The 22,160-nt window shown below is 61.5% G+C and carries 13 protein-coding genes; 5 read left to right on the forward strand and 8 right to left on the reverse strand.

The genetic code is table 11. The annotated features are described in order from the left end of the window. The first annotated feature begins 71 nt into the window (after positions 1-71). The 3 genes from glk to LNV07_RS22505 all read left to right on the forward strand — a co-directional run bounded on the left by glk (position 72) and on the right by LNV07_RS22505 (position 5,789). On the forward strand, positions 72-1,091 hold the full coding sequence (gene glk, locus LNV07_RS22495) for a glucokinase (protein ID WP_263573438.1): 1,020 nt from the start codon (positions 72-74) through the stop codon (positions 1,089-1,091). Positions 1,092-1,407: 316 nt separating this feature from the next. After that, a complete protein-coding gene (locus LNV07_RS22500) occupies positions 1,408-4,191 on the forward strand; it encodes a TonB-dependent receptor (protein WP_263573439.1) in 2,784 nt (927 codons plus the stop codon). A 71-nt stretch (positions 4,192-4,262) separates the two neighbouring features. Next, complete coding sequence (locus LNV07_RS22505) at positions 4,263-5,789, forward strand: tryptophan halogenase family protein (RefSeq protein WP_263573440.1); 1,527 nt, start codon at positions 4,263-4,265, stop codon at positions 5,787-5,789. Between the two features lie 16 nt (positions 5,790-5,805). Here the strand turns inward: LNV07_RS22505 and LNV07_RS22510 are convergent, their stop codons facing one another. From LNV07_RS22510 to LNV07_RS22545, 8 genes are read right to left on the reverse strand one after another with little or no spacing between them, the layout of a single operon-like run. After that, positions 5,806-7,680: a glycoside hydrolase family 13 protein gene (locus LNV07_RS22510; RefSeq protein ID WP_318013789.1), complete on the reverse strand. Its 1,875-nt coding sequence runs from the start codon at positions 7,678-7,680 to the stop codon at positions 5,806-5,808. Positions 7,681-7,738: 58 nt separating this feature from the next. Then, entirely contained in the window at positions 7,739-8,620 is an 882-nt protein-coding gene (locus LNV07_RS22515; protein ID WP_263573442.1) for an alpha/beta hydrolase, read from the reverse strand. Beyond that, positions 8,617-10,224: an alpha-amylase family glycosyl hydrolase gene (locus tag LNV07_RS22520; protein WP_263573443.1), complete on the reverse strand. Its 1,608-nt coding sequence runs from the start codon at positions 10,222-10,224 to the stop codon at positions 8,617-8,619. Before LNV07_RS22520 ends, LNV07_RS22515 begins: the two co-directional genes overlap by 4 nt. A 3-nt stretch (positions 10,225-10,227) precedes the next feature. After that, complete coding sequence (locus tag LNV07_RS22525) at positions 10,228-12,627, reverse strand: glycoside hydrolase family 13 protein (protein ID WP_263573444.1); 2,400 nt, start codon at positions 12,625-12,627, stop codon at positions 10,228-10,230. A 6-nt stretch (positions 12,628-12,633) separates the two neighbouring features. After that, on the reverse strand, positions 12,634-13,524 hold the full coding sequence (malG, locus tag LNV07_RS22530; RefSeq protein WP_263573445.1) for a maltose ABC transporter permease MalG: 891 nt from the start codon (positions 13,522-13,524) through the stop codon (positions 12,634-12,636). 4 nt (positions 13,525-13,528) lie between these two features. Next, entirely contained in the window at positions 13,529-15,121 is a 1,593-nt protein-coding gene (malF, locus tag LNV07_RS22535) for a maltose ABC transporter permease MalF (protein WP_263573446.1), read from the reverse strand. Between the two features lie 8 nt (positions 15,122-15,129). Further along, positions 15,130-16,314 (reverse strand): maltose/maltodextrin ABC transporter substrate-binding protein MalE, encoded by a 1,185-nt coding sequence (gene malE, locus LNV07_RS22540; protein ID WP_263573447.1) that lies wholly within the window; start codon positions 16,312-16,314, stop codon positions 15,130-15,132. Further along, positions 16,311-17,426 carry an ABC transporter ATP-binding protein gene (locus LNV07_RS22545; protein ID WP_263573448.1) on the reverse strand — a complete coding sequence of 372 codons (1,116 nt, stop codon included), beginning with the start codon at positions 17,424-17,426 and terminating at the stop codon, positions 16,311-16,313. The genes malE and LNV07_RS22545 overlap by 4 nt, the downstream gene beginning before the upstream one ends. Positions 17,427-17,749: 323 nt before the next feature. Between LNV07_RS22545 and LNV07_RS22550 the strand changes: the two genes are divergently transcribed. Both LNV07_RS22550 and glgB read left to right on the forward strand, forming a co-directional pair. Then, positions 17,750-20,260 (forward strand): glycogen/starch/alpha-glucan phosphorylase, encoded by a 2,511-nt coding sequence (locus tag LNV07_RS22550; protein WP_263573449.1) that lies wholly within the window; start codon positions 17,750-17,752, stop codon positions 20,258-20,260. A gap of 5 nt (positions 20,261-20,265) precedes the next feature. Beyond that, entirely contained in the window at positions 20,266-22,155 is a 1,890-nt protein-coding gene (gene glgB, locus LNV07_RS22555; RefSeq protein WP_263573450.1) for a 1,4-alpha-glucan branching protein GlgB, read from the forward strand. The last annotated feature ends 5 nt before the right edge of the window (positions 22,156-22,160 follow it).

Raw genomic sequence — 22,160 nt, forward strand, 5'->3', positions numbered from 1 at the left:
GAGTCGAGAACAATCGTGCGAGCAAATTCTTTCTGTGGTCGGTCCCTGTTGTTGTCCTTGTGCGAGGTGGCATGAGCGCCAGGAACTACCCTTGTTTGGTGGCTGACATTGGCGGCAGCAATGCGCGCTTTGGCTGGGTGGCCGCGCGCGGCGCCGAGGTCATGCATATTGCGGTGATGCCGGTATCGGAGCATGCCGGTCCGGTGGCGGCGGTGCAGGCCTATTTGCAGGGGCTGCGGCCGCTGCTGGCGCAAGCCGGACTTGAGTCAATAGTGCCTCGGCGGGCTGCATTTGCGGTGGCCACGGCGGTGGCGGGGGACCGGGTCGAGTTGACCAATGGGCATTGGAGCTTTTCGCGCGCCGAGGTGCAGTGCTCCCTGGGCTTGGAGTCCTTGCTGGTCTTGAATGATTTCGAGGCGCTGGCCTTGTCTTTGCCTAAATTGCAGGCCGGTCAGTTGCGGCAATGGTGCGCGTCTACCGGTGTGCCGGGGCAAGGCGTATCCGCTAGTGCCAACACGCTGGCGGTGATCGGGCCGGGCACCGGTTTGGGCGTGGCCGGGGTGGTGTTTGCCAATGGCGAATGGGTGGCGCTGCCGGGTGAAGGTGGGCATATGACCTTGGCGGCCGCCGACGACTTCGAGAGCGAGTTGCTTGCGCATATGCGGCGCAACTATGAGCATGTGTCTGCCGAGCGTTTTCTGTCGGGTATCGGCCTACCGCTGTTGCATGGCTCGGTGGTGGCGGTGCGCGGTGCGCCGAGTGCGCAAGCACTCAGCGCGGAGTTGATTGTTGAGCGCGGTCTGTCGGGCGAGGATGCGATCTGCGCCGAAACCCTGGATGTGTTTTGTGCCTTGCTTGGCGGCTTTGCTGGCAATGTGGCGCTGACATTGGGTGCGCGCGGCGGTGTCTATATCGGCGGCGGCATCGTGCCGCGTTTGGGCGAGCGCTTTTTTGCGTCGCGCTTCCGCGAGCGCTTCGAGGCCAAGGGGCGTTTTCGAGACTATCTCGCCGCTATTCCGACCGCTTTGATCACCGACACCCTGGCGGCGCTGAGTGGTGCAGCCTTGGCGCTTGAGCAGCAGCACGAGTGATCTGGCTGCCAGCGACTGGTTTGTAGTTTCGCAAGGATTGCGCTGTAGTTGAATTACACGTTACAGCCTTGAAATTGGTCTTGAAGTGGCTTTGTTGCCTAATTAAGTGGCATAAACAGGTGTAAACCCGCTGTTTTTTGCTGTAGTTTCGTTGAAATTGGTAGTAGTAAAGCAACGACTAGGGTTTACGTTTGTATGAAATAAATCTAGTTTTGGTACAAATGAGTTTGAGACGTTCGGATCTCTATCCCTTCGCACAACGCCAAGTTGTCTAGGTCCACCCCCTTTGTTTTTTGAAGCTTGAGGAGACAATTCGATGAGTACTTCCGTAGAGAAGCGCAAGCAGATGTCCGTACTGCAGCGCGAAATTTTCAAGGTCAACCCAGTGGCGGTTGGCTGCACCCTGTTGATGATTGCCTCGGGTGCTTATGCCCAGCAGGCGCCAGCAAGCCCGCAAACATTGGATACGGTCACCGTGACCGGTATTCGCCGCGGTATCGAGGCGGCGATTTCGGTCAAGAAGAATTCCGACTCCATCGTTGAGGCAATTTCGGCCGAAGACATCGGCAAGTTGCCGGACAACAGCATTGCCGAGTCGATCGCGCGCTTGCCGGGTTTGGCGGCGCAGCGCGTCAACGGTCGCGCCCAAGAAGTGCAGATCCGCGGTTTGTCGGGCCAGTTCGCAACGACTTTGTTGAACGGCCGCGAGCAGGTCAGCACCGGCGACAACCGCTCGGCCGAATTTGACCAATATCCGTCCGAGTTGCTGAGCGGCGTGGTGATCTACAAGACACCCGATGGTTCTTTGGTGGGGCAGGGCCTGTCGGGCACGATCGATTTGCAGACCGTCAAGCCGCTGGCCTTCGGCAAGCGCACGATGGCGGTGAATCTGCGTGGTGAGAAGAACTCTCTCGGCAAGTTGAACGCCGGCGGTGCCAGCGATACCGGCAACCGTTTCAGCTTCTCCTATATCGATCAGTTCGCTGATCGCACCATTGGCGTGGCGATCGGCTATGCGCATTTGGACTCTCCCAACCAGAGCCAGTACTACCGCAGCTGGGGCTATCCGCAGGGCAACGGCGAAATCAATGGCGTGAAGTACAACGATGTGCGTTTGCCCGGTGGCGTGCAGATCCGTGCCGAATCGGCCACGCAAAAGCGCGACGGCTTGATGGGCGTGCTGCAGTGGAAGCCCTCTGCCGATTTCGAGAGCAATGTCGACGCCTACCACTCGAAGTTCAAGCGCATGACCCTGCAGCGCGGCTTTGAGGCCGGCCTGGCTTGGTCCGGCGCCACACTGAAGAATCCAGTTGTTGAAGGTGCAACCTCAACCGGCACCAATACATTCACCGGCGGGGTCTTGACCCAGGCCGACTATGTGGGTGTGAAGCCAGTGTTCCGCCATGATCTGAATGACCGGGAAGATTCGCTCTCATCGATTGGCTGGAATAACAAGCTGAACATGGGCGCGTGGACCGGTGTGGCCGACTTGGCCTGGTCCAAGGCCAAGCGCAATGAGTCCATTCTTGAAATGTATGCGGGCACCGGCCAAGGTGGCGCGGGCGCCACCGATACCTTCGGCGTGGTCTTGCCTCAAGGCGGCGGCTTCCCTTCCATCAAGTCCGGTTTGAACTATGCGGATCCGAGCTTGATCAAGCTGGTGGACTCGGGCGGCTGGGGCCAGGCGGGTTATTTGAAGACGCCCGAAGTGCGGGACGAAATCAAGTCGCTGCGTTTGTCGGCAAAGCGTGACCTTGAATTCGGTATGTTCAGCGGCGTTGACGTCGGCATGAACGTCACCAAGCGCGAAAAGTCGCGTGATGTGGCCGAGTGGTTCCTGGACCTGAAGGCCTCGCCGACGACGGTGCCGGCCAGCATGATCACCGGGTCGACCAATCTGGGCTTCGTGGGCATGGGCGACATCCTGGGCTACGACGGCCGGGCCGCGCAGAACCAGTTCTACAAGCTGCGCTCCAATATCAACAACCACGACATCATCAACAAGGCCTGGACGGTCAACGAGGAAATCACCACGGCCTACGGCAAGCTTGACATTGACAGCAGCCTGTTCGGTCTGAAGCTGCGCGGCAATCTGGGTGTTCAGGCGGTTCATTCGGATCAAAAGTCCACGGCCACCAGCATCGAAGCCGGCGCCAATCGGCAGCAGACTCAAGGCACCACCTACACCGACTACCTGCCGAGCATGAATTTGTCCTTGGCGCTGACCAGTGACCAAAACCTGCGTTTCGCGCTGGCCAAGCAGAGCACTCGTCCGCGCATGGATGATCTGCGTTCGACCCAGTCGTACAGCATCAATACCGACCAATACAACCCCGTCACCGGCAAGGGTGCGAAGTGGGAAGGCAATGGCGGCAACTCTTTCCTGAAGCCATGGGAAGCCAATGCGGTCGACATTTCCTGGGAGAAGTATTTCGGCAACACCAAGGGCTATGTGTCGGTCGCGGGTTTCTACAAGGACCTGTCAACCTATATCTATAGTTCCAAGGTCCCGACCAACTTCAAGGACAAGTTTGGCGCCGGTTTGGTGGTTCCTGCAGGCCGTCCGACGCCAGATTCGGATACCGGTGACTTCACGCAGATGATCAACGGCACCGGCGGTTCTTTGCAAGGCCTGGAACTGGCTTTGTCCTTGCCCCTGCAAATCGTGACGCCAATGCTTGACGGCTTCGGTGTGCAGTTCTCCTATGCCTATACCGACAGCAAGATCCAGCCCTTCGGCCCTGGCGATACACGTCCGTTGCCGGGTCTGTCGAAGAATACCTACAACCTGACCGGTTACTACGAGAAGAACGGCTTCTCGGCCCGTGTCAGCACGCGCATTCGTGACGCTTACGTGGGTGAGATCACCGGCTTTGGCGCCGACCGCACCTTCACCTACGGGCAGAAGGAAACCATCACCGACATGCAAGTCGGTTATGAGTTCCAGAGCGGTATGGCCAAGGGTGTGTCGGTCTTGCTGCAGGTGAATAATCTGGGCAACGAGGCTTACACCGAGTATTACGATGCGGACCCAACTCGCACCCGTCAGGTCTCGAACTATGGCCGCACCTATTTGTTCGGTGTGAACTACAAGTTCTAATCGGACCTTAGGTCTGACAGCCCTCGCCGGTGCAAGCCGACGGGGGCTTTTTCACATTTTTCTAGGTCTATATGCAGCAAGCACCCGATCCCATTCGCTCCATCGTCATCGTGGGTGGCGGCAGCGCCGGCTGGATGGCCGCTGCAGCCCTGGCCAAGCTTCTTGACGGTAGCCGCAGCATTCGTTTGATCGAGTCGGAGCAGATCGGCACGGTCGGTGTTGGCGAGGCAACCATTCCACAGATGCGCTTGTTCAATAGCGCCTTGGGTCTGGATGAGGCCGAGTTCGTGCGGCAGACTCAAGGGACCTTCAAACTCGGCATCGAGTTCGTCAATTGGGGCGCGTTGGGCGAGCGCTATATGCACGCCTTCGGCAATGTCGGCCAAGACCTGGGCCTGCTGCCCTTTCATCAGTATTGGCTGAAGATGCGTGGGCTGGGACAGACCGATGGGCTTGGCGCTTACAGCCTGAGCGAGATGGCCGCGCGGGCAGGTAGATTCTCGCCCCAGGCCGCGGCACCCGGCCCGGCTTCGGCGCCTATGCCGGTGGCCTATGCCTATCACTTCGATGCCGGTCTGTATGCACGTTACCTGCGCGGCTTCAGCGAGGCTTTGGGGGTGCGCCGCACCGAGGGCAAGATCGCAAGAGTCGAGCAGCGCGCCGGCGACGGCTTTGTCAGCGCCTTGGTGATGGAAGACGGCGAACGCATCGAGGGTGACTTGTTCATTGATTGCTCGGGCTTTCGTGGCTTGCTGATCGAAGAGACCTTGAAGACGGGTTACGAGGACTGGTCGCATTGGCTGCCTTGCGACCGCGCTTTGGCCGTGCCGACCGAAAACACCGGCTTGTCCGCCTTGCCCTACACCCGCTCGACCGCCCATCAATCGGGTTGGCAGTGGCGCATTCCATTGCAGCACCGCACCGGCAATGGCCATGTCTTTGCCAGCAAGTTCATCAGTGAGGACGAGGCCTGCGCCGTCTTGCTGGCCAATCTGGATGGTCGGCCTTTGGCTGAGCCCAAGCCGCTGCGTTTCGTGACCGGCAAACGGCGCAAGCAATGGAACAAGAACGTGGTGGCGATGGGTCTGGCCAGCGGCTTCCTCGAGCCGCTGGAATCCACCAGCATCTATATGGTGCAGGCCAGCATTTCGCGGCTGATCCAGTTCTTCCCAAGCCTGGCCTTCAGCCCGGTCGAAATCGACGCCTACAACGCCCAGTCCGACGAGGAATTTGCGCGCGTGCGCGACTTCATCATCCTGCATTACTGCCAAAGCAGCCGAGTGGACTCACCGTTCTGGCGCTATTGCCGCGAGTTGGAACTGCCCCCCGAATTGAGCGCCAAGATTGCGCTGTTCCGTGCCAGTGGGCGCTTGTTCCGGTCGCCGCAGGATATCTTCACCGAACTCAGTTGGCTGCAGGTCTTGGTCGGTCAGGGTTTGATGCCTGACGCCCATCACCCCTTGGCCGATTTGCTGACGCCTGACGAAGGGGCCTACTTCTTGGCCAATATCCGTGCCGGCATCCAGGCCCAGGTGAATGCGATGCCCAGCCACGAGGAGTTCATTGCCAGGCATTGCAAGGCGCAGCCCAAGGCTTGATCACCGAGTCGGCTGTTTATTTGGGCAGGGCGACCGCTTCGGGCGCCAGCTCCAACAGCAGTGCCGACCGAGCCGGCACGCTCAGCTCCCGGCCAAGCGCTTGGTGTGTGCCGGTCAACACTTCGATGCCGCTTGATTGGGGCGTCAGCATCTCGGCGAAACGGCGGGTATCGAGCCTGACGGGCTGCGCGCTTTTGTTCAACACCACCATCAAGCGCTGCTTCTCGCCATAGCGGAAGAAGACATAACACCCATTCTCCGGTGCGTACTGCATCAGCCGGCCCGAGTGGACCACCTCGGCCGTCTTGCGCCAGTTAAACAGTTTGCGGGTGAAGGCCTGCGCCTCACGCTGCGGCTCGCTGAGGCCGTCACCGGTGAACGCGTTGACCGTGTCGCCGGCCCAACCGCCGGGGAAGTCCGGCCGCACGGCGCCGTCATCGCGCTGCAGCGGGCTCTGCAACATCAACTCATCGCCGTAATAGAACTGCGGGATGCGATTCACGCTGGCCAGGTAGACCAGCGCCATCTTGTACAGCGCCGGGTCTTGCTTCAGGGCGGTGAACAGGCGCGGCGTGTCGTGATTGCCCTCGAACAGCACCAGATTGTTTGGCGCCGGGTAGAGGAAATCATGTGCCAAGGCTTCGTAAAGCTTGGTCAAGCCGCTGTCATGACCGTCGCTCTCACCCAAGCCCGCCAGCAAGGCCCCGTGCAGTGGGAAGTCCATCATGCTGGGCATGTGGGAGACATAGCCGTCGTGGTTTTGTCGGCCGCGCTGCCAATAAGCCACGAAGGCCGGATGCGGGCTCCACTCCTCGCCGACGATATTGAGTCGGGGGTATTCCTGCATCAAGCGCTGTGACCAGGTGGCCAAAAAGGCCTTGTCGGAATAGGAATAGGTGTCGGCACGAATACCGGACAGGCCGGCGTACTCGACCCACCAGATGCTCATCTGCGTCAGGTAGTTGGCGAGCACCGGATTGCGCTGGTTCAGGTCCGGCATGCCCGGCACAAACCAGCCCTCACTGAAGCGTTTGCGGTCGCTGGGTGCCGCGTGAGGGTCTTGCAAGGTCGCACGGGCGTGATGGGTTTCGCTGTAGGCGGGGCCCTGGTTGAGCCAATCATTGGCCGGCAAATCGGCCATCCACCAATGCTTGTCGCCGATATGGTTGAGCACGATGTCCTGGATCATGCCGATGCCGCGGGCCTTCGCTTCGCGGACCAATTGCTGATAGTCGCTATTGCTGCCAAAGCGGGGATCAATGCGGTAGAAATCGGTGGCGGCATAGCCGTGGTAACTGTGCGCTCCCTTGTTTTCCACCAGTGGTGTCGGCCAGAGCTGTGTGAAGCCCAAGTCGGCGATGTAGTCCAGATGTTGGCGCAGGCCTTCGATATTGCCGCCATGGCGGGCGTTGGAGTTGGCGCGATCTTCGCCATCAAGGGAGCTGTCTTTTGCCTGTGGCACAGCTTTGGCGAAGCGGTCGGGCACCAGCAAATAGATCGCGTCCTTGGGTCCGAAACCTTGTGCCAAGGCTGCTCCGGGGGTGCGAGCCTGCAATAGATAGTCAAGCTTCAGCGTCGGCTTGCCGGGTGCCGAAAATTGCAGAGGCAGGCTGCCGGCACGGGCCTTGGCGGTGATCAAGAGATCAAGCACCAAGTAGTTCGGGTTGCCCAGCCTTGTGAAGCCTTGCAGGCTGACGCCGGGGTAGTTGCGCGTCAGCTTCGGGCTCAGTGCGGCGATCTGCTCGCCATGCACCAGCAGTTGCAAAGTTGGCGATTTCATGCCGACCCACCAAGATGGGGGCTCGACCCGCTCGACCGCTTGAGCCCAGCAGATGCTTGGCAAAATGGCACTCAAAAGAAGCGTTAGCAAAAGTTTTTTTGAATTCATCATGAGCCGATCCGGTAGTCGCGGATGGATTGAATCGTTGCTATTCGGGTGACAGGCATCCTCAAGCCCCAGGCGCAAACATCCACAGCACCGCCCGCTCGAACTCGCTGGCCCAGAAGGCTTCGTTGTGGCCGGCGCCGGGGGTGATCTTGAGCGACAAGTTGGCCGGCGGGTGGCCTCCTCGCAGCAGGGCGGCGTTGACTTTCTCCACATTGCTGACCATATTGCCGCCTTCTTGGCCGCCCATCAGCAAGTACAGCCTTGCATCCGTCGCCGCGGGTTTGCCGGAAAAGTGATCAAGGGCGGCAGAGCCCCCCGCCCAGTAAGACGGCGAGAACACGCCGGCCAAGCCAAATACGCTCGGGTATTGGGTGACTGCATAGTGCGAGATCAGCCCACCCATCGAGCTGCCCATGATGCCGGTGTGGGCGGGACCGGGCTGCGTGCGGTATTGACTATCGATCAAGGGCTTGACGGTCTTGACAATGAAATCCAGATAGGCGTCACCCTCGGGCGCCCCGAATTGGGGGTCCGGGTTGATCCAAGGGTTCAACTCGCTCATGCGCTTGGCTTGGCCGTTATCAATGCCGACCACGATCAGCTCCAGCTTGCCGCCCTTGGCCAAGGCGTTGAGACTCTCGTCCACCCGCCATTCGCCGGCATAGGCCGTCGCCGTATCGAACAAATTCTGCCCGTCGTGCATATAAAGCACAGGGTAGCGTTTGGCGCTTGAGCTCGCATAGTCCGGCGGCAGGTAGATGCGCAGCTGGCGCTGGCGGTTCAGGCCCGGCATTTCGAGCAACTGAGCCGGCAATGACACATTGGACTGCGCCGTAGATGTCGGCGCGGCCGGTGTGTCTGGAGATGTCGCGCTGCTGCCTCCACAAGCAGCACCGGATAAAGCCAAGACCAAAGGGATAGCCAGGCGCATTGCCTTGTTCATGGTGTGACCTTGTAAACGCTGACCGAAAGCGGGGCAACAGGCAGGGTCAGGCGACCCCTTGCATCTGCGCTTGCTGCGGCGGCGCCGGCGGGGTAGGCGCGGGCCAGCTTGGCCTTTGCCGGCAAGCCGACCACGCTGGCGCTGCCGGCTTGCTCCGCATAGTTGATCAGCACCAAGCTGGTTTGCCTGCCCAGGCGCCGCTGAAAGCTCAAGACCTGACCCTGCACGTTCGGCGCCGCATAGCCTCCTCGAGCCAGCGCCGGGTATTGCTTGCGCAGCTTCAGCATCGCCTTGTAGAAGTTAAGGATCGATGCCGGGTCGTCCAGCTGGGCTTGCGCGTTATGGCTGGCGACATTGGGCGCCAACGGGCGAAACGGCGCTCTTCTGCTGCTGAAGCCCTCCTTGCTGCCGCCTGCGCTCCAGCTCATAGGCGCGCGCAGCGGCTCGTCGCCGGGCAGGCCGGCCACACCGGCCATGCCGATCTCCTCGCCGTAATAGATAAAAGGCGTGCCGGGCTGCAGCAGATAGGTGGCGGCCGCCAGCTTGTAGCGGGCTTCGTCCCCATTCAGCTGATCCCAAACCCGCTGGCCGGCAAAGATGTCGTGGTTGGATAACATCGTCGCCATGCTGGGCGGCGCGCTCAGAAAATAATCGGCGACGAACTTGATCGCGTCCGCCTCGCCGCGTGCGGCCTTGATGACTTGGCTTTCCAGGCCAAAGGCAAAGGCGCTGCCGCAGACCTCGGGGGCGGCATAGACCTTGGGGTTGGCGGTGGCCTCGCAGACCGTGTAACGATCAGGGTAGCTTTTGATCAGCGCCTGAAATTCATGGGTCAGGTGGCGGCTCTCGGGCTGGTCATTCCAGTTGACGGCGTCGTTCTCAATCATGTGCGGCACGGCGTCGAGCCTGAAGCCGTCCAGCCCGCGATTAAGCCAAAAGCGCAGGCTGCTGCGGTGGTAGTCGACGACGGCTGGGTTCTTCAAATTGAAGTCCGGCATATGCGGGCCGAAGGTGCCGAAATAATGTTGCCCATGCTCGGTCGCGAACCAAGGGTTCTTGCCCCAGATGTCCCAGCCTGAGGGTGCTTCCTGCTGCCACACGAACCAGTCGCGGTAAGGATTGCCCGGCCCCAGCAAGGCTTGCTGGAACAGCGGGTGAGCGGCCGCGCTGTGGTTGATCACATAGTCGATGATGACGGCGATACCGCGCTTGTGTGCCTGCAGCATCAGCTCATCAAAGTCAGCCAGGCTGCCATATTGCGGCTCCACGCCCCGGTAGTCGGTGGTGGCATAACCGTGATCTTTGTCGGCACTGGGGCTGATGGGCATCAGCCAAATGCCTTGGATACCGAGCGCCTGCAAATAGTCCAGTCTCTGGATCAGGCCGCGCAGGTCGCCGATGCCGTCGCCGTCGCTGTCCTGGTAGCCGCGCACGAAGATCTCCATGAACACGGCGCCGTCCTGCCAACCCTTGGGCAAGGGCTTGACGGCGGATGACATCTGCGGCACCTGGCTCAGATCGAGCGGAGCGGCAGCGGCAGGGCCGGCCAGCAGCAGCAGGGCCGTGAGCACGCAGCGATTGAGCATGGGGGCGTTGTTTGTCATGGGCTATTTAAATGAACTCTGGCCGATCAGCACGCGGCCGAACAGGGGCGGGATGGTGATTTCCAGCGAGCCGTTTCGATGGGCCTGAAGCACCCGGCCGCTCAGCGCGTCTTTCCAGCGCAGACCGCGCAAATTGGGCGCTAGCTTGAGCTTGATGGTCTGCGCTGTGGCGGCGTTATTGCTGGCCGACAGAGCCCAGGTCTTTTCACCGTCTTGGCGGGCCAGCACGATCACATGGGCGTCCAGGTGCAGCGGCGCACCTAGGCTGCCGTGGCGCAAGACCTTGTGCTTGTGACGCATCGTTGTGAGGCGTTTGATGTCGGCCAGCAGCGCATTGTCGGGCTGGCCGCCCAGGTCGGCCCAAGGATAGGTGGCGCGGTTGAACGGGTCTTCGCCGCCGCCGACACCGACCTCGTCGCCGTAATAGATCGCCGGCGCGCCGGGCAGCGTCATTTGCATAAAGCTGGCCAGGCGCAGGCGCTGTTTGGCCAAGACCTCGGCATCCCGGTCGCCCTCGGCCTGCCAGCCCAGATGATGCAAGGCGCGCGCCTGGTCGTGTGAAGAAAGCAGATTCATCATCGCGAACAAGGCCTGCGGCGGATAGGCCTCGCGCATCAGCTCGATATTGGCGTACAGCCTTTGAGCGTCGCCGCCGGCCGCGTAGTCGAGCACGGTGTTGCGGAAGATGTAATTCATCGAGGAGTCGAAGCTGTCGCCGAGCAAGAACTTGCTGGCATCGAACCAGGTCTCGGCGATCAAAAAAGCGTCGGGCTTGTGCGCCTTGATGGCCGCGCGCCATTCGCGCCAGAAGTCATCCGGCACCCAGGGCGCCACATCCATGCGCCAGCCGGCCGCACCCAGATCCAGCCATTGCTGCATCACCGAATCGGGGGCGGCAAAGGCAAAGGCGCGGAAGGCCTTGGAGCCCTTGTCGATCTCGGGCAAGTCCTTCACCCCCACCCAGCCTTGGTACTGATCCTCGGCCTTGGGCTTGCTGGGGTCGAGCTTGAACCAGGACGCATAGCCGGAGCCCGGGTTCAGCGCCCCGTCATCAAAAGCGCCGCCGGCGGGGTAATTGCCGAAACGGTTGAAATAGGGCGAATCGCTGCCGACATGATTCAACGAGGTGTCAGGGATCACGCGGATCCCGCGCTTGGCGGCTTCGACCGTCAGCCGCTTGAAATCGTCGTTACTGCCGAAGGCCGGGTCGACTCGGGCGTAGTCGGCGGTGTCGTATTTGTGATTGCTGGCGGCCCGGAAGATCGGCGTCATATAGATCGCATTGGCACCCAGCGACTTGATGTAGTCGAGCTTTTGAATGATGCCGGCCAGATCGCCGCCGAAGAAGTCGTTGTTAAAGACTTCGTCCGAGCCATCCTGCGTGCCGGGCTTGTAGGGCTTGTCCAGCCAATTGGTGTGGAACTCGACGTCCTTGTCCTGGTAGTGATCGCGGCCCGGGCGCGGGTCATTGTCCGCGTCGCCATTGCGGAATCTCTCGGGGAAAATGTTGTAGAAGACCGCGTCGCGTGCCCAGGCCGGCACCTGGAAGTCGGCCGCATAGACGGTTTGGCGATAGCGTCTGATGCGCTTGGGGTTCTCGGGCAGCGGGTCCACCAGGCCCAGGCCCATGCTGCCTTTTTCGCGCGTCCAGTACACCGGGTCGCGCTTGTTCTGGTAGACAAAGGTCCGGCCCTTGATCTGCACTTCGAAGTGGTAGCCATAGATGGCCGGTGCGGCAAAGCTGTGCTCGGCGCTCCAGCGCTGCAGCCTGCTCGCCACTTTGCTCGCCTTCATCGGCAAGCGGACTGCTTCGCCATATTCCAGCAGCTCTTGATTGCCCTCCAGGCGGCGCTTGGCGATCACCAGCGTGGCCTGTTCGATGCCGGGCAGGGCTTGGAAGCTGTAGCGCACCGGCCTATTCGGCGTGACGGCGCCAAACGGTGACTTGTCGCGGGCGTCGCGTGAATCGAAGCGGATGCTCAGGGCGACCGGGTCGGTGACCGTCGGCGTGGCGAGCAGTTGCGGCGGTTCGCCCGCAAAGGGGCTGATCTGCAAACTGGCCGCGCCGTTCTCGCCGAAGCGCAGCTGGAATTTGTGGCCGCCGGCAAAGCGCTCGCTGATCGCGCCGCCTTTGAGCTTCAGCGCTGCGGCGCTGCCGCCCAGATCAGCGTCGCTCGACCAGTCTTCGTCGGCGATCTTGAAACTCTGCTCGCCGCTGATCTTGGCGTACAGCTCATAACGGTCACAGACATAAACAAAGCGGTGCTCATCGCTGGCGCTCCAGTTGTTGAATGTGCCGCGCAGAAACAGCTCACGCTCTCCCAATGGGCTGGGCTTGCAGTCTGCGGCTTGGGCGAAGGCAGGCAGCAGGCTGCATGAGAGTGCCAGAATAAAGCGACGCATGGCCGCCTAACCCTTGACGCCACCGGCCGTCAGGCCCGAGACGATCCAGCGCTGCGCCAGCAGGAACACCAGCGTGATTGGCAGGCCAGACAAGACAGCCGCGGCGGCAAAGTCGCCCCACAAAAAGCGCTGGTCATGCAAAAAGTATTTGGAGCCCACGGCCAGCGTCAGATGGCTTTCTTCGCGCAGCAGCACCGAGGCGACCGGGTACTCGATGATGCAGCCGATAAAAGCGAGCACGAACACCACCATCAGAATAGGCACCGCCATCGGCAGCAGCACCAGGCGGAAGGCCTGCCAATGGCTGGCGCCGTCGACCTTGGCGCATTCCTCGATCTCGACCGGAATCGTCTCGAAATAGCCCTTGATGGTCCAGATATGGGTGGCGACGCCGCCCAGATAAGCCAGCACCAGCCCGCCATGGGTTTCAATGCCCAGCCAGGGGATGAAGTTGCCAATAGTCTCGAAGATCGTGTAGATCGCGACCAGGGCCAAGACCGGCGGGAACATCTGCAAGAGCAGCATCGAATTCAGGATCGGCATCTTGAAGCGAAACTTCAGGCGCGCAAAGCCGAAGGCCGCCGAGGTCGAGATGGCGACGATCAAGAAGGCCGAGATGGTGGCGACCTTGATCGAATTCCATAGCCACAAGAGCACCGGGAAGGGTGGTTGCACCAGACTGCCGTCGGCCGCCTGATACGGGATACCCAGCGCCAAAGACCAATGCTCGAAGCTGATCTCGGTAGGGATGATGCTGCCGGTGGCGAAGTTGCCGGGCCGCAGCGAGATGCTCACAATGGCCAGCAGCGGGAACAGCGTGATCGCCAAGAATACCCACATCAACGCATGTGCCGCCCAGACTCGCCAGCGTGCTTGTTTGCCTCGAACGATTGCCATCTGGCTATCCCTGCGCTTTCTTCATTAGCCGTAAATTGATCAATGACATCGCCGCCACCAGGAAGAAGATTAGCGTCGAGATCGCAGCGGCGAGGCCGAAGTCCGAGCCCGAATCCTTGAAGGCGATGCGGTAGGTGTAGGACACCAGAATGTCGGTCTGCCCGGCCGGGATCTTGGTGCTCAAGAAGTCGGGCCGGCCATCGGTCAGCAGCGCGATCAACACGAAATTATTGAAGTTGAAGGCAAAGGCGCTGACCAAGAGCGGCGCCAAGGGCTTGATGACCAAGGGGGCGGTGATCTTGAAAAAGTTGGTCAGCGGGCCGGCGCCGGCGATCGCCGAGGCCTCGTACAGATCGGCCGGAATCGCCTTCAACAAGCCGGCACAGAGAATCATGATGTAGGGGTAGCCGAGCCAGACGTTGACGATCAGCAGCATGGTCTTGGCCAGCAGCGGGTCGGCAAACCAGGCCGGCTTGACGCCGAACAGCGCATCCAGAATCGCGTTGATTTCGCCGAAGTTCTGGTTGAACAAACCCTTGAATACCAGGATGGAGATGAAGCCCGGCACCGCATAGGGCAGGAACAAAAGCGTGCGGTAAGTGGTGCGGCCCTTCAGGTCATCCCAATTCAACATCACCGCCAGCAGCATGCCTATCGAGGTGGCCAGCACGACGGTCAGCAGGCTGAAGATGACCGTCCAGCTGAAGATCGCGAGGAACGGCCCGCGAAATTCGGCGTCCAGCACCATGCGGGTGTAGTTCTGCCAGCCGACCACGACCTTGAAGCCGGGCTGCTGAATCTCACCGTTCGCACTCTGGAAATTGCCGGTCTCGCGGTTCGGGCCGAAGACCTGGCCGTCGACAAGCCTTGTCAGGCTGCCATCGGCGTTAGCTTGCCAATTTCTGGTGATGGGGCCGAATTCACGCAGGCCCAAGTAACGCAGATCGCCCAGACCCGAGGCGGCCGGCAAGACCAACTTCAGCTGCATCAAGGCCTCTCGGTGCAGGATCAACTCGCGCAAGCCCAAGGCCGGCTGCAGGGGCTGATTGACGAAGGCTTCCATTGCGACCGTCAACTCCTTGCCGGCGTTGCGCAAAGCAAGCGGTGGCGAGACCCAGGCCGGATTTTCGTCGCTCCCTCTGAGCGCCAAGCGGAATTCAGACCCAGCGGCATGCAGGGTGAACGGTTGTACGAGCTCTTGCACTGCCTCATGCTGGTCCAACAAATACTCGCGCACGCGCTGCTCGCTCAACAGGTGTGCCGAGGAGTAGTTGGTGAAGCCGATCTGCGCGGTGTAGATCAGCGGAAAGGCGATGAAGATCAGCATGCCGGCAATGCCGGGGAATAAATAACGGTAAGCAAAGCCGGCATTGCTGACGTAGACATAGAAGGCGGCGGCGAAGAAGCTCAAAGCTCCCACCGCCCACCAGGTCTGGCCGGCGGCATGGATCATGAAGACCATATAGAGCGAGGCCAACATGGCCGCGCCGGTGAGCGGCCAGCGCAGGGCCAGCATTGCTCGCTCAAGCGCGGTGGGTGGCAGCTTGCTGTAAGCGCTTTTAGCGCCCAGGCTTTGTGTTTGGATGTCAGCGCTCATGTACTTGTTTATTTATTGCTCTTCAACAGCATGCGGGCCGAGGCGCCGTCCAGCGCGTCCTTGGGGCTTTGCAGGCCGTTGGTAATGGCTTCAAGCGCGGCGTCCATGGCGGTCCAGAAGCGCCCGACCTCGGGGATGTTGGGGATGGCCTCGCCCAGGCGGGCGTTTTCCATGCTGGCCCGGATCAAGGGGTTGACCGCCAACTCGGCGTAAAAGGCCTTGTTGGCCGGCACACCGATCGGCACATCGGCGTCCAGAATTTTCAGCGCTTCGGGGCGCATCAAATGGTTCTCAAGGAACTCGCGGGCAATGTCTTTTTGGCTGCTGGGTGCGGCAATCATGCAGCCGAGCACGCCGACAAAAGGCTTGGACGGCTTGCCGGCGATCACGGCCGGAATCGGTGCTACGCCGAAGTCGATCTTGGCCCTTTTGGCGTTGTCCCAGGCCCAGGGGCCGGAGATCATCATCGCCACATCGCCCTTGGCGAAGCCGCTCTCCATCTCGGCATAGCGCGCGCCCTTGGGCATATGGCCCTCACGCAAGAGGCGGGCAATCATCTCGGCGCCGGCCAAGGCGCCGGTATTGTTGACACCGACCTGGTTCGCATCAAGCTCGCCCTTGGCATCGCGGCCAAAGATCTGCCCGCCCGCGCCGGCCAGAATGGACCAGGTGAAAAAGCTCTTGTTGTAGTCCCACAGAATCGCGTGCTTGCCTTGTTTTTGCAGCTGCTTGTCGAGTGCGATCAGCTCATCGAAAGTGGCCGGCGGCGTCGGTACCAAGGCCTTGTTGTAGATCAGGCCGGTGGTCTCGATGGCAATTGGGTAGCCCCAGATCTTGCCCTGGTAGGCAAAGGCTTTCCAGGCCGCTTCTTCGACTTCGTCGTAGATTTTTTTGCTCGGACGCAAGGGCGTCAACAGGCCCGACTTGGCCCATTCGCCGACCCGGTCATGCGGCCAGCAAAAGACATCTGGGCCCTTGCCGGCGCCGGCGGCTTGCTGGAATTTGTCGGTCGCGTCGACCGGATGCTCGACCACGACCTTGACGCCCGAGGCCTTGGTAAATGCATCGCCGACTTGTTGCAGGCCGGTATAGGCCTTGTCGCCATTGATCCAGACCAGCAGCTTGTGATTGCCGCCAGCGTGAACGGCGCCGCTCAACAGCAAGGCGAGCAGCGGCAAGGTGGTGCTTTTCATGTTGGTGTACCGCCCAGTCGGGGCATGGCCACGCCCGCCGCGTCAAACACATAGGTGGCCTCGGGCGGCAGGCTCAGGCGAATGTCCTGGCCGGCGCGGATGCGCGTGCGGCCGTCGAATTCGCAAGTTAGCGCATCTTCCACACCGGGGTAGGCGCAGTAGGCATGCGTGGCGCTGCCCAGCGCTTCGACAAAGGTGACCGTGCATTGGATCGCGTTGGTGGCGACCGTGTCCGCTTCGCAGACCACAAAATGTTCCGGCCGCAGGCCCAGCGTGACCTTGTCGCCCGGCTTGGCTGCCAAGGCGTTCACCGCCGCGCTGACCACCGCGCCGCTGGCCAGACGCAAGCTGGCGCCTGCAGCATCGGCGGCGACCACCTCGGCCTCCAGGAAATTCATCTTTGGCGAGCCGATAAAGCCGGCCACAAACAGATTGACCGGATGCTCGTAAAGCTCCAGCGGCGTGCCGACCTGCTCGATGCGGCCAGCGTTCAACACGACGATGCGGTCGGCCAGCGTCATTGCCTCGACCTGGTCGTGGGTCACATAGACCATCGTCGTCTTCAGCTCTTCATGCAGCTTGGCGAACTCGTAGCGCATGCGCACGCGCAAGGCGGCGTCGAGATTGGACAGTGGCTCGTCGAACAAGAACACCTCGGGCTTGCGCACGATCGCGCGGCCAATCGCCACGCGTTGGCGCTGGCCGCCGCTCAGATCCTTGGGCTTGCGGTCGAGCAGATGTTCGATGTGCAGAATCTTGGCCGCGCCGCGCACGGCGGCCTCGATCTCGGCCGGCGGCACCTTGGCCAGCTTCAGGCCAAAAGCCATGTTGTCGTACAGATTCATATGCGGGTAGAGCGCATAACTCTGGAACACCATCGCGATGCCGCGCTCGGCCGGTGGCACCTCGTTGACGATACGCCCGCCAATGCGCAGCTCGCCGCCGGTGATTTCCTCCAGTCCGGCGATGGTGCGCAACAGCGTCGATTTGCCGCAACCCGAGGGGCCGACAAACACCATGAACTCGCCGTCGCGAATTTCCAGGTCGATCCCGTGCAGGATCTTGACGTCGCCGTAGGCCTTGGCCACGCCGTTGAGTTGAACATCTGCCATATCTTTGTCCTGTGCTCTGTCTTGTCGCGTCTTGTCGGTGCGCGGCTGCTTCTGCTGATGCGTCTACGCGGCTGCTGCTATTTGACGTGAATATACCTGTCTAAATGTAGTTTAACAACAGCGGTAATCCCTAGTCTGTTGGATGGCAACGCGGTTTATCAATGGTTTTTTGCCGACTTAGGGAATTTCATATGTAGTGAAACTACACAAACCTAGACAAGTGAGCGATACTTTGTTCAAGGTGACTCCTGCTTGCGGAAATATTGCCAAGCTTTTGCCGCAAGCCCAGGCGTTCAGGTTCGATTGTTAAGGCACACAACACCATGCAGATTTCTCAAAGCAACACCCGTCTGAAAGGCGCCATGCCCATGACCACCCCGTCCGACTCAGCCCTCCGTATCACCGAACAATTTGCACAGGCCTATGGTCGTGAATTGGCGCAGGCCGCGCAACCCACGGCGGCCGTCGCCTTGCGGGCTGCGGCCACGGCGGCGCGCGCCTTGCTGGCCGAGCGCTGGGCGCAGACGCAGGCGCAGGATGCGGTCCGTGATTCGGTTCCGGGTGCGGCCCATCCGGTGCGCCGCGTGCATTACCTGTCGATGGAATTCCTGATGGGGCGCGCCCTGACGAACGCGCTGGCCGCGCTGGGGCTGGAGCCCGAGCTGAGTCGGCTCTTGGCCGCGCAGGGTCAACAACTCGGCAATGTGCTGGAGCGCGAACCCGACGCTGCGCTCGGCAATGGCGGCCTCGGCCGCTTGGCCGCTTGCTTTCTGGACAGTTTTGCCGAGCTGGGCCTGCCTTCTTTCGGCTATGGCCTGCGTTATCAATACGGCATGTTTGCCCAGGCGATTCAAGACGGCCGCCAGGTCGAGGCGCCGGATGACTGGATGCGCCTGGGGCAGCCTTGGGAAGTGGCGCGCGCCGAGCTGCGCTACCCAGTCGGCTTCGGCGGCCGCGTCACGGTGGATGAGGCGGGCCAGCGCCATTGGCAGCCTGCCGAGCAGCTCGAAGCGCAGGCCTTTGACTTCATCGTACCGGCGCATCACAGCGAGCGCGTCTCGACGCTGCGCCAATGGCATGCGACCGCCGCCGCTCCCATCGACTTCAAGGCTTTTTGCGCCGGTGACTATGCCGGCGCGGCCCGCCACCGCGTCGCCGCCGATGCGCTGAACTGGGTGCTTTACCCGGACGACAGCAGCGAAGCCGGCCGCGAGTTGCGCTTGAAGCAAGAGGCCTTCTTGGTCAGCGCCTCGCTGCAAGACGTGATCGCCCGCCATCTGCGCGAAGCGGGCAGCCTGGATGGCTTAGCGACTCTGGGTCTGGCCAATGCGATTCATCTGAACGACACCCATCCGGCGCTGGCCCCGGCCGAGCTGATGCGCTTGCTGCTGGACGAGCATGGCCTGGGCTGGGACGAGGCCTGGAAGATCACGCGCCAGGCGGTGTCCTACACCAACCACACCTTGATGCCCGAGGCGCTGGAGACTTGGTCGCTGTCGCTGTTCGAGGCGCTGCTGCCGCGTCATCTGGAAATCATTTACGAGATCAATGCGCGCTTCCTGGCCGAGGTGAAGGCCAAATTCCCTGGCGACGATGCCTTGCTGGCGCGGGTGTCCCTGATCGATGAGGGACGCAATGGTGGAGAAAGGCGCGTGCGCATGGCGGCGCTGGCTATCGTCGCCTCGCACCGCGTCAACGGCGTGGCCGCGCTGCACTCCGAGCTGATGGTGCAGACCATTTTTGCCGACTATGCCGCCATCTTCCCCGGTCGCTTCCATAACGTCACCAATGGTGTGACGCCGCGTCGCTGGTTGCAGCAGGCGAATCCGCAGCTGTCCACGCTGCTGGACGCGCGTATCGGCAAGGGCTGGCGCCAGGATCTGGCCTTGCTGCGCTCGCTGACGCCGGCCGCCTCGGATGCGGCCTTCCGCCAGCAGTTCCAGGCCGTCAAGCTGGCCAATAAGCAAGGCCTGGCCGACTTGATCCGGCGCGAGATCGGCGTGCAGGTCGATCCGAGCAGCCTCTTCGATGTGCAGATCAAGCGCATCCATGAGTACAAGCGCCAGCTGCTGAATATCTTGCATGTGGTGGCGCGTTATCAGGCCATCATTGCCAACCCAGACGCAGCTTGGGTGCCGCGCACCGTCATCATCGCCGGCAAGGCAGCCAGCGCCTATGTGATGGCCAAGTCCATCATTCAGCTGGCGCATGATGTGGCGCGCGTGGTCAATAGCGACCCGCGCATCGGCGACAAGCTCAAGCTCGTCTACCTGCCCAATTACGGCGTTAGCCTGGCCGAGGTGATCATCCCGGCGGCCGACCTGTCCGAGCAGATCTCCACCGCCGGCACCGAGGCTTCGGGCACCGGCAATATGAAGTTCGCGCTCAATGGCGCGCTGACCATCGGCACCTGGGACGGCGCCAATATCGAGATGGCCGAGGCCATGGGTGAGGAGAATATGTTTGTCTTCGGTCTGCGCACCGAGGCGGTCGCGCAGATCAAGGCGCTCGGTTACGACCCGCGCCTGTATATGGAGCAAAGCGCGCAACTGCGTCGCGTCATCGAGAGCATCGCCGGTGGCGAGTTTTCATCCGGTGATGCGGGGCGCTACCGCGCCTTGACCGAGATGCTCTTGAACCGCGACAACTACCTGCTGATGGCCGACTTCGCCGCTTATGTGGACAAGCAGCTGGAAGTGGACGCGCTCTATGCGCAGCCCGAAGCCTGGGCCGCCAAGGCGGTGTTGAATGTGGCCGGCATGGGCGACTTCTCCAGCGACCGCACGATCGCCGAGTACGTTGACCGCGTCTGGTCGGTCGCCAGCCTGGGTTGAATTCCATGTCGGATCAAGCAGCACTGATCAAGCAGCATGACCTGACCCTGTTGGCGCAAGGCCTGCACCCGCGCCCGTTTGAGGTCTTGGGCGCTCATGCGATGGCGCTTGACGGCGTGGCCGGCGTGCGCTTTGCCGTTTGGGCGCCGAACGCCAGCGCCGTCAGCGTGGTGGGCGACTTCAACGCTTGGGATGGCCGCAGCGCCCCGATGCAGAGGATGGAGCAGGGCGGCATCTGGGTGAGCTTTGTGCCCGCTGCCGCCTTGGGCGATCTCTACAAGTTCGAGCTGCACGATGCCGCCGGCCATCTGCTGCCCTTGAAGGCCGACCCCTATGCGCGGGCCGCGCAATTGCGGCCCGACACGGCCAGCATCGTCGCCAGCGCCTTGCCGCCGCCCAAACGCCTCTCGCCCGAACGCGCTGCGGCCAATGCGCGCTCGGCGCCGATCTCGATTTACGAGGTACATGCGGCGTCCTGGCGGCGCGGCGCGGCGCAGTTTCCGACTTGGGACGAGCTGGCCGAGCGCTTGCCGGCCTATGTGGCCGAGATGGGCTTCACCCATCTGCAGCTGATGCCTATCAGCGAGCATCCGTTTGACGGCTCCTGGGGCTATCAGACCCTGGGTCTGTATGCGCCGAGCGCACGCTTCGGCCCGCCCGAGGGTTTTGCTCGTTTTGTGGCGGCCTGCCATGCGCGAGGCTTGGGTCTGCTGCTGGACTGGGTGCCGGCGCATTTCCCGTCCGACGCCCATGGGCTGGCGAACTTCGACGGCACGCAGCTGTATGAATATGCCGACCCGCGCGAAGGCTTTCATCGCGACTGGAACACGCTGATCTACAACTTCGGCCGCAACGAGGTGCGCCAATTCCTGGTCGGCAATGCGCTGTATTGGACCGAGCGCTGGGGTGTTGACGGCCTGCGCGTCGATGCGGTCGCGTCCATGCTTTACCGCGACTACTCGCGCCCGGCCGGTGAATGGATTCCGAATAGCGAAGGCGGGCGCGAGAACTTCGAGGCAATCGCCTTGCTGCGTCGCATGAATGAACAATTGGGCCTCGACGCGCCCGGTGTCATCACGGTGGCCGAGGAGTCGACCAGCTTTCCCGGCGTGTCCGCGCCAACCTCGGCCGGCGGCCTGGGCTTCCACTACAAATGGAATATGGGCTGGATGAATGACACGCTGGCCTATATGCGTGAAGACCCGATCCACCGGCGCTGGCATCATGACAAGATGACCTTTGGTCTGGTCTATGCGTTCAGCGAGAACTTTGTGCTGCCGATCTCGCATGACGAGGTTGTGCATGGCAAGGGCTCAATGCTGGGCAAGATGCCCGGCGACGCTTGGCAAAAATTCGCCAATCTGCGCGCCTATTACGGCTTTATGTGGGGGCACCCCGGCAAGAAGCTGCTGTTCATGGGGCAGGAGTTCGCCCAAAGCAGCGAATGGAATCATGACGCCGAATTGCCCTGGCAAATGCTTGATGACGAGCGGCATGCCGGCGTGCAGCGCTTGGTGCGTGATTTGAATACCCTTTACCGCCAGCAGCCGGCGCTGCACTGGCTTGACTGCGAGGCCGCCGGTTTCGAGTGGTTGGATGCGGCGGACGCCGAGCATTCGGTTTTGGCCTGGATGCGCAAAGACGGCTCAGCACCGCCGGTCATTGTTGTTAGCAACTTCACCCCAGTGCCGCGCCATGGCTATCGTCTGGGTGTGCCGGCCGGCTATGCGATTTGGACTGAAGCCCTGAACACCGATTCTGCGCATTACGGCGGCAGCAATATGGGCAATCAAGCCGGACAGCTGCTTGCTGAGCCCGTGGCCGCACAGGGCCAAGCGCAGTCGATTGTGCTGAGCTTGCCGCCACTGGCCTGCCTTTTTCTTGTGCCTGCCTGAAGCCA

Source organism: Roseateles oligotrophus, from assembly GCF_025717515.1.
Lineage (GTDB): Bacteria > Pseudomonadota > Gammaproteobacteria > Burkholderiales > Burkholderiaceae_C > Paucibacter_A > Paucibacter_A oligotrophus.